This is a genomic window from Chryseobacterium hilariae (assembly GCF_051400735.1).
Lineage (GTDB): Bacteria > Bacteroidota > Bacteroidia > Flavobacteriales > Weeksellaceae > Chryseobacterium.
Genome location: NZ_JBLFFJ010000006.1, coordinates 296,024 through 309,934 on the forward strand (window position 1 = coordinate 296,024; position 13,911 = coordinate 309,934).

Below are 13,911 nucleotides of genomic sequence, written 5' to 3' on the forward strand. Positions count from 1 at the left end.
GCGCTGATGGCTTCCAATGCCTATTTTTAAATCTTTCAATCTTTTAATTCTTAAATTTTTCAATCCCTCTAAAACAAACTAAGCTGCTGCGAAAATTGGTTATGAAACTTGGAAGAGCTTCCACCCACAAGCAGCTTCCTGAAATTTTTATCCGTTAAATATTTAAGATAAGCATTTCCAGCGTTAAAGTCAATGAAATATTTTGCCCTGTTGACTGCAGCTCCCAGTTTTTTCAGATGATCCATATTTAAAACCTGAAAACGTCTTGCACTCACAATTTTCTGAGCAGTTTTCACCCCAATTCCCGGAATTCTTAAAATCATCTGATAATCCGCAGTCTGTAAGTTAACAGGGAATTGATGCAAATGTCTCAAGGCCCAGCTCAGTTTAGGATCCACTTCAAGATCTAAAAACGGCATATTCGGATCCAGAATCTCTTCCGCTTTAAAACCATAAAAACGCATCAGCCAATCCGATTGATACAAACGGTTTTCACGAAGCATCGGAACTTCTGTAGTCAGAGAAGGCAACCTTTTATCCTCCAAAACAGGAACATATCCGGAATAATAAACTCTTTTAAGATTAAAATTCTTATAAAAATGATCGGCAACTTTGATGATCTGCAGATCATTTTCATTGGTTGCTCCCACGATCATTTGCGTGGATTGTCCTGCCGGAGCAAATTTCGGGACTTTTCTGAAAATCTTCTTTTCATCCTTATATTGGGCAATCCCGTTCTGAATATATTTCATAGGATTGAGCATATCCTGTCGGTTTTTTTCCGGAGCCAATAATTTTAACCCGCTTTCTGTAGGAATTTCAAGGTTAATGGATAACCTGTCTGCATAAAGAGCCGCTTCCTGCATCAGCTCATCACTTGCTCCCGGAATAGATTTCAAATGAATATAACCGTTAAAATTTTCTTCTAAACGTAATTTTTTTGCCACCCTTACCAGACGTTCCATCGTGGTATCTGCATTTTTAAAAATTCCGGAACTGAGAAATAACCCTTCAATATAATTTCTGCGGTAAAAATTAATGGTCAGATCTGTTACCTCTTCTACCGTGAAGGCCGCTCTTTTAATATCATTGGAGCTTCTGGATACGCAGTAGGCACAATCGTAAATGCAATGGTTGGTCAGCAGGATTTTGAGCAGGGAAACACATCGTCCGTCTTCTGTATAGGTATGACAGATCCCGCTTACGGAACTGTCGCCCAAAGCGCCTTTTTTATTCTTTCGCGTTCCTCCGCTGGATGAGCAGGAAACGTCATATTTCGCTGCATCCGCAAGGATTTCGAGCTTTTCTTTCAGGCGTTCAAAATTCATTTTTCAGAAGGGTGTTATAATTTGTATCTAAACTTTGTTCAAAAGTAGTTCCAAAATTGATAAATGTCAATCTTTTTCTCTGGAAGTTATCAACAATGGAAACTTTCAAAATTACTATCTTTACACTTATTAAATTTATGCTATGAATCATAAACCGGTAGAAGGTTTCTCTAAACTTACAAAGCAAGGGAAAATCGATTGGCTTGTCAGCGAATACCTTGAAGGAAACGAAGAATATCAAAATATATTAAAACAATACTGGAACGAAAATGCTGATCTTCAGAAACTTCATGAAGAGTTTTCTGAAAATACAATCTCCAATTTCTATATGCCTTACGGAATTGCCCCAAATTTCTTAATTGACGGGAAATTATTCGCCCTTCCAATGGCTGTTGAAGAAAGTTCAGTGGTGGCAGCTGCTTCAAAAGCCGCGAAATTCTGGATTGATAAAGGTGGTTTTAAAACAACCATCATCAACAACGAAAAATTAGGACATACCCACTTTATCTTCAATGTGGAATCTCATAAGCTTTTGCATTTCTTTAATTTCAAATTAAAGAAAAAACTGTTTGAAGCTACAGAAGATATTACCGCCAATATGAGAAAACGAGGCGGTGGAATTCTGGATATCAAATTAATTGATAAAACCTCCGAAATGCCGGATTACTACCAGCTTAAAGCAAGCTTTGACACAGTAGATTCCATGGGTGCAAATTTTATCAATTCGTGTCTTGAGCAGTTCGGAAAAACAATGAAGCAGGAGATTGCAACGAGTGAAGATTTTACACAGGAAGAGAAAAACTCGCTTCAGATCGTGATGAATATTCTTTCCAACTTTACACCGGACTGTCTCGTAAGAGCTGAGGTTTCGTGTAAAATTGAGGATTTAAAGGATGACAGTGGGATTTCCAATGAAGAATTTGCAAGAAAATTCAAACAGGCCGTTACCATTGCTGAAATAGAGCCTTTTCGTGCAACTACACACAATAAAGGCGTGATGAATGGAGTAGATGCTGTAGTAATTGCCACAGGAAACGACTTTAGAGCAACAGAGGCCTGTGCTCATGCCTATGCAGCGAGAGACGGGCAATACAGATCTCTTACGCACTGTACAACGGACAACGGAATTTTCAGATTCTGGATAGATCTTCCAATCTCTGTAGGAGTAGTCGGAGGTCTGACCAATCTTCATCCATTAGTAAAATTCTCCTTGGCATTACTTGGAAAGCCTTCTGCACAGGAGCTGATGAGTATTCTGGCTGTTTCCGGACTTGCTCAGAATTTTGGCGCTCTCCGTTCTTTAGTGACAACCGGTATCCAGAAAGGGCACATGAAGATGCACCTGTTGAATATTCTAAACCAAATGGGCGCTACAGAAGAGGAAAAACAGCATTTTGTAAACTATTTTAAAGACAAAACGGTAAGCCATCATGAGGTTATTCACGAGTTTAACAGATTAAGAGCTCAATAATGCTGCAGATTATTCTACCTATAGTATTTATCATCTTCGGGATCTTTTTGAAGAAAACGACGTCACCGGGCTTCAGAAATTCTAAAAAGCTTTCTAATATCTTTATTATATTAGGAATCTCGACGTTGGTGGCAAAACTGATTTTAATCTACATTCATTCAAAATAATGAGAAAGAAAATAGTATTCTTCCTGTTGATTTCTGGTTTAAGTTTTTCTCAGCAGAAAAATGTAAAGATCGGCGATTTACAGCCGAAATCTGAAGATACTGTTTTTCCGGTGGTTTCCTTCACGGAAAATCCTTTGGTAGAAAATAAAATCAATACTTTTCTGCAGGTCAATGAACTGGAATATATACCGAATTCCGGTCCTGATCCATTTAAGAAGGCTGCCACTGCGACAAATTCCTATACCAATTATCTCTATTTTTACAGTTGGGAAAAATTAGAAACCCCTAAAAATATTTTAAGTATTGGTATAGATGGCGAGGCTTCGGGAGCTTATCCTGAAGGTTTTTCCAAATGGATTAATTTTGATCTCAGAACAGGAAACTTTATCAATTGCCCTGATTTATTTCAGCCCGGCGCTGTTAAAACGATTGAAAACTTAATCAATCAAAAAATCAGGAAAAGAGTTGATGATTTTCTTAAAGAATTGAAAGCCGATAAAAATCCTACAGAAGAAGTTCAGGAGCAGATTGCAATGTATGAAGACTGTTTTTTAGAGCATACCCTGGAATACATTGAATTCTATTTTGGAAAGGATCAATTGACTTTTGTTGCCGGAAGATGTTCCAATCATGCAATGAGAGCATTGGATGATCTGGGAAGTCACAGCATTGAAATTCCTTACAAAGATCTTGAGAAATACTGGAGCCCTTACGCAAAAAATCTTCTGTCAGGTTCTGAAAAAACTGATGCAACAAGTTTCCAGTATAAGCTGTTGAAAGGAAAAATTGATAAATATCCCATTATGGTTCTGATCAAACATCTTTACACGGATAATGAAGAAATGCTTTTTCTGCCATGTATTGGTATGATAAAAATAAAAAATTGATAGAATGGAATGGAAAGATTAACGGGGATCATATTTCCATCACGGAGAATGATCACTACGATGAAGAATTGGAAAAATGGATTCCGAGGGCTTTTATTGAGGCCAATAAAAAAGGCAGCAAGATCATCGGAACCTGGCAGGATTACAAAACAAAAAAATATTTAAATCTAGAATTAGAAGAATTATAAAAATGAAAACAATTACTTTAATTTTCGGTGCTGCGTATGGAATGCTGTCTGTTATTCTGGGCGCTTTCGGAGCACATGCTTTAAAAAAAATATTGTCTGTGGAAAGACTTGAGAGCTTTGAGACAGGAGTGAGATACCAGATGTATGCTGCATTTTTCTTACTGATCATCGGATATATTTTAAAATTTGAAACTTCGTCTGAAAAATGGACTTCCATTCTGATGATTGTGGGAACCATATTATTTTCTTTCAGTATTTATTTCCTTAGCCTGCAGGATTATCTGGGAGCAAACCTAAAGTTTTTAGGACCTATTACTCCACTGGGAGGTCTTTTTATGATCCTGAGCTGGGGAATGCTTATTCTTTACTTTGCTAAAAACAGAATTTAATGAAAATCAATCGGAGAAGACGGTTAATAAAAACATTGAATCTCCTGGATCAACCCATAAGATTCAATCCTTTTGTATTCAGCCGGACTTTTTTCATGTGGGCTTTCACAGGTCTTGTGGGAGGAGCTATTGCAGGAGGTTACTGGATAGTGTTGGAACATTTTACTGAATTTCTAGCTGAATTTCAAGGCTGGATGGTTATTCCTACCATGGCTGTGTGCGGTTTGCTGGCAGGACTTGTGATCCATTTCATCGGAGATCCGGGAGAAATCCATCTGATCGTTAATAATATCAGGTTTAATAAAGGAAAATTAGAGCCAAAAAACAATCCTTCCATGATCCTTTCGTCCCTGTTTTGTGTAGCATCTGGCGGAAGTCTCGGTCCTGAAGCACCTTTGGTTCAGGTCACAGGATCTACCGGAACCTGGCTGGGAAAAATCTTTAGACTGAAAGGAGAGGAGCTGCGTTCCCTTAGCATTGCCGGAATGGCTTCAGGTTTTACGGCTCTGTTTGGAGCACCGCTTGGAGGAAGCCTTTTTTCACTGGAAATCCTGCATCACAAGCATGCGGTAGAGTATTATAAAGCCATTATTCCGGCTTTGGTGGCGAGCTGTTTCAGTTACGTGATGTTTGCTTTGATCATTCATTTGGGAATAGGTGCAACGTGGGATCTGAAAGCTTATCATTATTCAGGTGTATATGATTTCATCTACGCTTTTTTATTTGGAGTAGTAGCCACTATTTTCGGATGGATCTTTATTTTCGTTGTAAAATTCTTCAAAAAGGTTTTCGAATACAGACAGTTTCCCATCTATATAAAAACTTTGGTTGGAGGAATTATTTTAGGAGTTATTGCCTATAATTTTCCGATTACAAGATACTTTGGTCATCATGAGATTAACGAGCTGATCAACGGGAATTTCGCGTTGAACTTTTTAGTTGTGATCCTGGTTTTTAAAATCATAGCTATTGCGGTTACGGTGACTTCAGGATGGAGAGGAGGTTTCATTATCCCGCTGTTTTTTGTAGGCACCACTTTAGGGCTGATTATTCACCAGCTGTTTCCTTCGGTTGATACTACTTTAGCCATTGTAAGCTGTATGGCGGCGATTAATGCCTGTGTGACAAGAACACCAATGAGTACCACGATTATTCTGGGAACCTTAACCGGCTTTACCTATTTCGTTCCGATACTTTTTGCCAGCTTAACAGGATATTTCCTGGCTCCAAAGATACCCTTCATCGGTTCGCAGTCTGAAAAATTATCCGAAGAATAGAGTAAATTTCGTAAACATGTTAAAAATCAAGTTCACTGCACTTTAATTTTTAAGTCAATAAACTTGAACTTCCATGTCTTTTTAGTAAATTTGTCAACCTTTAAATTTTATAATAAAATAATAAAAATAATATGAATCTTCACGAGTATCAATCAAAAGAGATTTTATCAAAGTATGGAGTAGCTATCCAACGCGGTTTCGTAGCGAATAATGTAGACGAAGCTGTAGCAGCTGCAGAAAAGCTTACTGCTGAAACCGGAGCTCAGGCTTGGGTAGTAAAAGCACAGATTCACGCAGGTGGTCGTGGTAAAGGTGGTGGTGTTAAGTTCTCTCCAAACATGGATAAGCTTAAAGAAAATGCACAGAACATCATCGGAATGCAGTTGGTAACTCCACAAACTTCTGCTGAAGGTAAAAAAGTACACTCTGTTTTGGTTGCAGAAGACGTTTATTATCCTGGAGAATCTGAAACTAAAGAATTTTATGTTTCTATTCTTTTAGACAGAGCTGAAGGTAAAAATACAATCGTATATTCTACTGAAGGAGGGATGGATATTGAGCACGTTGCAGAAGTGACTCCTCATTTGATCCACAAAGAAATCATTGATCCTGCTTTGGGTCTTCAGGGATTCCAGGCTAGAAAAATCGCTTTCAACCTAGGTCTTGAAGGAAATGCATTCAAAGAATTCACAAAATTCATTGCATCTCTTTACAATGCTTACACTGGAATTGATGCTTCTCTTTTTGAAATCAACCCTGTGCTGAAAACTTCTGATAACAAAATTATCGCTGTTGATGCTAAAGTAACTTTGGATGACAACTCATTGTTCCGTCACAAAGACTTAGCTGAACTAAGAGATACAAGAGAAGAAGATCCAATGGATGTTGAAGCGGGTGAAGCTGGTCTTAACTTCGTGAAACTTGACGGTAACGTTGCTTGTATGGTAAACGGAGCTGGTCTTGCAATGGCAACGATGGATATCATCAAATTATCAGGTGGTAACCCTGCAAACTTCTTGGACGTAGGAGGTACTGCTGATGCTCAAAGAGTTCAGACTGCTTTCGGAATTATCCTGAGAGATCCTAATGTAAAAGCTATCCTGATCAACATCTTTGGAGGTATCGTAAGATGCGACAGAGTGGCTCAGGGTGTTGTAGATGCTTACAGAGCTATGGGAAGCCTTCCAGTTCCATTGATCGTAAGATTACAGGGAACTAACGCTGTAGAAGCTAAAAAATTAATTGATGATTCAGGTCTTCCTGTACACTCAGCAATTACTTTAGAAGAAGCTGCAAACAAAGTAAAAGAAGTTTTAGCATAAGCCAGAACTTTTAAAATAATACAGAAACCCGTTCCAATTTTTGGAACGGGTTTTTATTTCTTTTTAACCGCAAAGTCACAAATATTTTGTGTCAACTGAAAATGATTCTTTTGAAACGAGATTTAAAAACAGCCACCTATTAGATGGTAAAAAAATAATTCAAAACATAATACCGCTTAAAGAAGCTGCTTATATTATTTATCCTGATTTTCTGCAGGAAGAGATTCTCCATTGGTAATACTGATGCTCGTAGGCGTTACCAGCTGTATATTATCAGTATCCAGACGTTCTTTGATCTTCAGGTAGGCCTCACTTTTCACCTGAAGCATATTGGCACCTATTTTCATCCAGAATTTAGCCTGGAGGTTAAAATTGCCCTGTTTTAAATCGGTGAAAATAACTTCCGAAGTATCCAGACGGTCTACACCATCCAGGCTTTTAATGACATCCAGCATTCCTTTCTGAGCTTTTGTAATATCTTCATCTGCCGGAATTTCAAAATTCAGAATAATCCTGCGCTGTGGTGATGCCGTAATATTGTAAAAAGGAGCGTTGAAGATTACCTGATTGGGAATGTAAGCTTTCTTCCCGTCATCAGTAATAATCTTGGTCGTTAAAAATCCTATTTCCTGAACAGTTCCTGAATGATTTCCAATGGTAATATAATCACCCACTTTAAAAGCTTTATCAATTCCGATCAGCATTCCTGAAAAAATACTCGATACCAGATCTTTCAAAGCCACCCCGGCAATAACCCCGGCTACTCCCAAACTTCCGATAAATTTCCAGAGGAAACCACTGAAGCCCATAATTTCCAAAGCTATAAAAGTTCCCATCAGCATAATCAGAAACCTGAAAATACTGATTAAAGTAACAAGAGAGCCTTCTTTTTGGCTTTTAGGGAAAAATTTATGGAATAACTTTACAGCTCCTAAACTAAGATATTTGCTGGTGATAAGGAAAAAAGAAAATACTAAAATTCCAACGATAAGTTTCGGTGTAAGCTCGGCAAACCTCATATACCAGCTCTCCAAAACCCTGTAAATAACATCTACGTAGCTGTATCCATTGTTCTGCATGAAAAAAAAATTTGTTAAATATAAATAAATTTCAACAAAAATTTTGCCAGTATCAAAAAGTCTACTAAATTTGTAGACTAATAAAGCAGAATATTATGTCACTTAAACTAGGAGATACAGCACCGGACTTTCAGGCCGAGACGTCTTTAGGCGATATTAAATTTCATGAATTCTTAGGGAATTCGTGGGGAATTTTATTCTCACATCCTGCAGATTATACTCCGGTATGCACTACAGAGCTGGGATACACATCAAAACTGAAATCAGAATTTGATAAAAGAGAAACAAAAGTTATTGCACTAAGTGTAGATGGAGTAGAAGACCATCAAAGCTGGATTAAAGATATTAACGAAACCCAGAATACGGATGTTCAGTTTCCTATTATTGCAGATAAGGACAGACAGATTTCGGAGCTCTATGATTTCATTCATCCGAACGCTTCAGCTACAGCTACCGTACGGTCTTTACTGATCATTGATCCTGATAAAAAAGTAAGGTTGATCATTACTTATCCTGCTTCTACAGGTAGAAATTTTAATGAGATCCTCAGAGTGCTTGATTCCCTTCAGCTGGTTGATTCACACAAAGTAGCCACTCCTGTCAACTGGGAAAATGGGGATGACGTTATTGTACCGCCTGCTATTTCAACAGAAGATGCCAGAAAGATATTTCCAAAAGGAGTTACAGAAATAAAGCCGTATCTAAGATATACGCCCCAGCCTAATACATGATTTATTTGATTTTTTATAGTTTAGTTTTAATTTGTACGAAAATCGCCCCGAAATATTTCGGGGCGATTTCATTTTTTTATTTAAGTGATTATAAAGTGATTATTTTAAATCATTAGCCACTTCTTTAGCCTTTGAAGTAGGTAAGTAAATACTGAATCCTAGGTTGAATGTAATATTCGAGTTTAATCCTTCGCTACCAAATCCTGCTCTTCCTTTGTATTTTACTAAACCTTCAATACCGATGTTTGGAGTAATAAAGTAAGAATAACCAGGACCCGCGCCAAAGTCTAACCCAGTTGTAGAATCTGCATTCTCCACTGATCTTCCTCCGATACCTAGGTTACCTTCAAGGAACCATCTTCCGTGGTGAAGCAAGTTATCAACACCTTTTTCTCCCGGTGATAGATAATAACGCCCCAAACCACCTACACCATAAGTGAATTCAGTAGGGCTGCCATTAGTAACTTTATTGATTCCTAAATCCACATATCCACCCACTGCTACATTATCCTGTATGAAGTAAGCACCTTGTGGCTGTATAGCGATATTGTATCCTCCTCCAGTGTTTAAACCAAAATTACTAGATATCAACTTGCTTCCTACCAGCCAGTTGCCTTTTTGAATTTGAGCGTTAGCTGTTGCAGTTAAACCTGTTACTGCCAATATTCCTGCAAAAATTAGTTTTTTCATAATTTATTATTTTAATAATTAAATGTTATCATTTGTAGATTAAAGAAAAAACAAGAAATGTGCCAAGCTTCTTAATTTTAGATAAAAACTCAGAATAAATGTTAATTTCCGGGTAATCGAAATGTGAATTATTTGGTCATTTTTTTGATGATTTTATAATTTAAATACATAAAAGGATCACCGAAATAATAAGGCCTGCAATAGTAAATTTTATTCCGCGTTTAAAAGCTTTTGTTTTAGGATTAAACATCCAGAAACTGGAAATCACAAAGAAAAATAAAGAGATCCCGAAAAATGTATTCAGAGGCGACAAGGTTTCTTTTGACTGGGATTTATGAAGTTTAACCATCTTGTCCAGTACAAAAGGAAGCTCTTTTTTAGTGTATTTTGCCTTTCCGGTAGTGGCATCATAAGTTCCCTGCTTGAAATAAAGAACAGTACCTTCTGTTTTTTCTACTTCAAGACCTTTAATCTTCAGTTCTTTTCCAAGCTCTTTTTCTGAAAGATTGACAGCAACAGTTTTATCATATTTTTTTTCTTTCTTAAGGAAATCGGTATCCCTGTAAACAAGCAAAATACCGCTCAACGCATATACAGCCATTATACCTGCAAGAAAATATCCCAGATAACGGTGTGTAATCCTCATAAAACTTCTTGTGTCTTTGATCTTATCCATATCGTAATGTTTGTTTTTATATTTAAAAATGGAAACTGCAAAAATGCAATTTCCACTTTGAATGATGAAATTATTATAATACTTAATTCTAAAGTTTATATGTCAGTGTAAAATAGTAGTTTCTTGGCGTAATAGGATTTACAGAATAGTTTTCATGTACGTTGTAATTCACTACATCAAAAAGGTTACCCACTTTTCCCTGGATGGAGAATTTATTCCATTCGTAGCCTACTGATACGTTTACTGTTGTATAATCTTTTAATTCAAATACTCTGCTTACTCCATTTCTGGCAGCCAGACTATTGCTTCCAGTTTTTGTGTCATTCCATCCTGCCAATCGGTCACCAATGAAATAAGCGCCTGCTCCTATTTTTAATCCTTTGGCAAATCTTGTGAATTTATAGAATACTGAAGCATTTGCAGTTGTTGCGGGAGTTCTTACCAGTCTCTGCTCTTCTACATATCCAAATTGTTCAGGAGTATCAAGATATACTGAATTGTTGTAAGAGAAACCTCCAATAATGGATAAATTTTCTGTAGGATTTCCTGTGATATCCAACTCCACACCGCGGCTTCTCATTTTTCCTGCAAAATCTTTTAAAAGCCCGTTAGGATCTAGCGGTGCTCCTTTATCATCTAAAGCAACCTGGTAATAATTTTTGTATAGAATCTGGTAAACAGTAAGATTAATAGCAAGGGCATTATTCCACAGATTTTTCTTTGCTCCTACTTCATATTGGTCAATATAAGTAGGTTTAAGAGCTTGTTTTTGATCAAGTCTATTCAAACCAACGTTATTGGAGAAAGAATTGGTGTAGGTTGCGAATACAGATAAATTATCATTGGGCATGTATATGATACCTGCTTTTGGTGATATAGCCATATCGGAAGAACTTGAAAACGGAACATACGGAGTGGTATTGTCCTTGAAGTTTTCTTTTCTTGTGCTTTTATTTTCTACATAAGACCATCTTAAGCCCGCAAGTACCTTAAACTGTTTTGAAATGCTGATGAAGTCCTGAGCATATACACCAATCCTTTGTGTAGGAATTCTTGAGCGCTCAAATTTCGCTACATGCTCCGAAGTAGGCATGCTGCCACCTGCCCATGTAGACGGATCATCCAAATAAACAAGGCCGTTAGGGTTTCCGTTTGTACCGAACAAATAGCCAGTCCCATATAACGCCTTTTTAGGATCAGCAATAGTTGGATCATAATAAGTATAGGAATCTGCAAGACCATAATCAGCATCTGCACCTATTAAAACTTTATGATTAACTTTCCCTGTATTGAATTCACCATTGATATTAGCCTGGAATGATGTATAATTTTGCTCGTTGTAAGTTCTGTTTAAAGGTCTTTTCCATGCTAACCGATTACCGGTTGTATATTCCCACTGTACCCTTTCTGTGGAAAAATAATCTTTAGTGTAATTTTGATAAGAAGCAGTGGCATTCAATGACCATCTTTCGCTGAACTGATGATTGAACGTGATATTAGTGGATAATTGCTCTACATTTTGATACTGCCAGTCTGTTCCGAGGAATGCGTTTCTGGACAGTAAATTATTCATAGTATAGCTTTTGTCAGCATTGGTAATAGAACCAATTCCAAAATCCGGAGTAAAATTATTCTTAAGATAATCCGCTTCTACAATTAACTGAGATTTTGGACTCAAATTGAATAAAAATGAAGGATTGAAATAGTATTTTTCAGATTCTACAACATCTCTGAAGCTTTCAGCATACTCATAAGCACCATTGACTCTGAATGCAATGTTCTTAGATAAAGGCCCATAAATATCAACTGTTGGTTTATAAGAGTTCCAGCTTCCGCCGTTTAATCCTACACTTCCGCCAAAATTAAATTTAGGTTTCTTAGTGATCATATTAATAATGCCTCCTGCAGCTGTATTTCCGTACAGCATCGCATTGGCCCCTTTAAGCACTTCAACTCTTTCCAGACCGCTTACTTCAGGAAAAACACCACTGTTAACTCTTGCACCGTTTTTAAAAATATTATCATTTCCCAAAATAAACCCACGTCCTCCAAAACTGTCCTGAGAATTTCCTCTGGATGATGTAATGTACATACCGTTTACATTTTGAAGAACATCGCTCAGCTGCTTCGCCTGTTGTTGCTCAATAATTTCATGAGTTACAATAGAAATTGGCTGAGGGGTTTCCATTACCGTAAGGGCAGACTTTGTAGATAGAGGTCTTGCCTGGTTTGGATTACCTGTCTTATGAAGATTAATGTCTTCAATGGTTTGGGTTCTGATGGTATCTGCTTCAGCATTTTTCATTTGGGCGCCTACAGACAGGGCTGCCAGTAAAAATCCTATAGATGCAAGTTGTTTGTTCATTTTATTTTTATGTAGACTAGTTTTAAATAGCGGCAAAAATAAGGATTTTCCAAATATTAATTTAGAATTGATAAAAATAATAAAATGATTTAAATCATACTTTATGAATGCTGTAAAAAAATCGATTGCTTATATACCCTATTAAACTGAGGATTATTGAATATATTTGTTGAAAATTATATATTATGCAATTGATAAAAGCAGGGCTGTGCGCCTTTGGAATGAGCGGAAAAATATTTCACGCTCCGTTTTTGAAAGAACATCCCGGATTTTTTATGGCTGCCGTAGTAGAGAGAAGTAAAGAAGAGTCAAAAGAAAAATATCCGGAAGCTACCATTTACCGTTCGGTAGAGGAAATGCTTAAGAATGCAGATATAGAGCTGGTAATCATAAATACACCGGTACAGACCCATTACGAATATGCAAAAATGGCACTTGAAGCAGGAAAAAATATAATTGTTGAAAAGCCCTTCACCGTTAGTGTTTCAGAAGCAGAAGAGCTTGTAAGTCTGGCAGAAGAAAAAGGACTGTTTCTGAGTGTGTACCAAAACAGAAGATTTGACCGCGATTTTCTGCAGGTTCATAAAATATTGAATGACGGAAAATTAGGTGATATTAAAGAAGTCGAAATCCGTTTCGACAGATTCCGTACCACACCCAGCGGAAAACAGCATAAAGAGGATCCGGAGCAGACAGGTTCAGGTTCCCTGCATGATCTTGGTGCCCATCTTGTTGATCAGGCCGTTCAGTATTTTGGTTATCCTGAAAAGCTTTTTGCTGATGTATTTTCCATGAAAGGACAGGAATTTGCCAATGATTATTTTGAAATTCTGCTCTATTATAAAAACAATCTGAGAGTAAGGCTGAAATCATCTGTGTTTACCAAAGAAGCTCATTATGCCTATGCTATTCACGGAGAAAAAGGTAGTTTCCTGCAGGAAAGAACCGATAATCAGGAAAATGAACTGGTTGCAGGAGCTGTCCCGGTTTATGGCAAGGAATGGACAGAGCCTTTACAAGGAACAGACGGAATTTTAAATGTCTTAAATGAAAACTCAGAAACCGAAAGAATTCTGACTGCCAGCGAACCAGGAAACTATATGGATTATTATCAGCAGATTTATGAATATATCGTTTTCGGATATGCATTGCCATCTCAGGGAAGAGAAGTTGTCCAGAATATGAAGATCATAGATGCATCCATGGAAAGCTCAAAAGAAGGAAGAGTAGTATACTTATAAGGAAGAGGAGTTTGAAAGTGGGAGTGTTTGAGTGTAAAGTATCCGATTTATACTTCCGAACACAATTACCCTAAAATATTCCCACTCTCAAACACTCTCA

13 protein-coding genes are annotated in these 13,911 nt (G+C 37.2%); 8 read left to right on the forward strand and 5 right to left on the reverse strand.

Going from position 1 to position 13,911, the window contains the following annotated elements; translation table 11 throughout:
* Positions 1-68 precede the first annotated feature (68 nt).
* Entirely contained in the window at positions 69-1,328 is a 1,260-nt protein-coding gene (locus ACMGDK_RS17965; protein ID WP_426046402.1) for a putative DNA modification/repair radical SAM protein, read from the reverse strand.
* Between the two features lie 142 nt (positions 1,329-1,470).
* On the opposite strand from ACMGDK_RS17965, the gene ACMGDK_RS17970 reads away from it, so the two are divergent.
* The 6 genes from ACMGDK_RS17970 to sucC all read left to right on the forward strand — a co-directional run bounded on the left by ACMGDK_RS17970 (position 1,471) and on the right by sucC (position 7,029).
* The gene (locus tag ACMGDK_RS17970) at positions 1,471-2,799 is read left to right on the forward strand and encodes a hydroxymethylglutaryl-CoA reductase, degradative (protein WP_436809188.1); all 1,329 of its coding nucleotides are present in this window, start codon (positions 1,471-1,473) and stop codon (positions 2,797-2,799) included.
* 166 nt (positions 2,800-2,965) lie between these two features.
* A complete protein-coding gene (locus ACMGDK_RS17975) occupies positions 2,966-3,853 on the forward strand; it encodes a hypothetical protein (RefSeq protein WP_436809189.1) in 888 nt (295 codons plus the stop codon).
* Positions 3,850-4,041: a hypothetical protein gene (locus ACMGDK_RS17980; RefSeq protein WP_436809190.1), complete on the forward strand. Its 192-nt coding sequence runs from the start codon at positions 3,850-3,852 to the stop codon at positions 4,039-4,041. The genes ACMGDK_RS17975 and ACMGDK_RS17980 overlap by 4 nt, the downstream gene beginning before the upstream one ends.
* 2 nt (positions 4,042-4,043) lie before the next feature.
* Positions 4,044-4,430 (forward strand): DUF423 domain-containing protein, encoded by a 387-nt coding sequence (locus ACMGDK_RS17985; protein WP_436809191.1) that lies wholly within the window; start codon positions 4,044-4,046, stop codon positions 4,428-4,430.
* Complete coding sequence (locus ACMGDK_RS17990; protein ID WP_436809192.1) at positions 4,430-5,707, forward strand: chloride channel protein; 1,278 nt, start codon at positions 4,430-4,432, stop codon at positions 5,705-5,707. Before ACMGDK_RS17985 ends, ACMGDK_RS17990 begins: the two co-directional genes overlap by 1 nt.
* Positions 5,708-5,838: 131 nt before the next feature.
* Positions 5,839-7,029 (forward strand): ADP-forming succinate--CoA ligase subunit beta, encoded by a 1,191-nt coding sequence (gene sucC / locus ACMGDK_RS17995; protein WP_111955165.1) that lies wholly within the window; start codon positions 5,839-5,841, stop codon positions 7,027-7,029.
* 194 nt (positions 7,030-7,223) lie between these two features.
* On the opposite strand, the gene ACMGDK_RS18000 is transcribed toward sucC, so the two are convergent.
* On the reverse strand, positions 7,224-8,108 hold the full coding sequence (locus ACMGDK_RS18000) for a mechanosensitive ion channel family protein (protein WP_436809193.1): 885 nt from the start codon (positions 8,106-8,108) through the stop codon (positions 7,224-7,226).
* 95 nt (positions 8,109-8,203) lie between these two features.
* On the opposite strand from ACMGDK_RS18000, the gene ACMGDK_RS18005 reads away from it, so the two are divergent.
* Positions 8,204-8,839, forward strand: coding sequence for a peroxiredoxin (locus ACMGDK_RS18005; RefSeq protein ID WP_436809194.1), 636 nt, complete (start codon positions 8,204-8,206; stop codon positions 8,837-8,839).
* 99 nt (positions 8,840-8,938) lie between these two features.
* Here the strand turns inward: ACMGDK_RS18005 and ACMGDK_RS18010 are convergent, their stop codons facing one another.
* The 3 genes from ACMGDK_RS18010 to ACMGDK_RS18020 all read right to left on the reverse strand — a co-directional run bounded on the left by ACMGDK_RS18010 (position 8,939) and on the right by ACMGDK_RS18020 (position 12,570).
* The gene (locus ACMGDK_RS18010; RefSeq protein WP_436809195.1) at positions 8,939-9,529 is read right to left on the reverse strand and encodes a hypothetical protein; all 591 of its coding nucleotides are present in this window, start codon (positions 9,527-9,529) and stop codon (positions 8,939-8,941) included.
* A gap of 160 nt (positions 9,530-9,689) precedes the next feature.
* A complete protein-coding gene (locus ACMGDK_RS18015; protein WP_436809196.1) occupies positions 9,690-10,205 on the reverse strand; it encodes a hypothetical protein in 516 nt (171 codons plus the stop codon).
* An 88-nt stretch (positions 10,206-10,293) separates the two neighbouring features.
* Positions 10,294-12,570 carry a TonB-dependent siderophore receptor gene (locus ACMGDK_RS18020; protein ID WP_436809197.1) on the reverse strand — a complete coding sequence of 759 codons (2,277 nt, stop codon included), beginning with the start codon at positions 12,568-12,570 and terminating at the stop codon, positions 10,294-10,296.
* A gap of 185 nt (positions 12,571-12,755) precedes the next feature.
* Between ACMGDK_RS18020 and ACMGDK_RS18025 the strand changes: the two genes are divergently transcribed.
* Entirely contained in the window at positions 12,756-13,811 is a 1,056-nt protein-coding gene (locus ACMGDK_RS18025) for a Gfo/Idh/MocA family oxidoreductase (RefSeq protein ID WP_436809198.1), read from the forward strand.
* Positions 13,812-13,911: the final 100 nt, after the last annotated feature.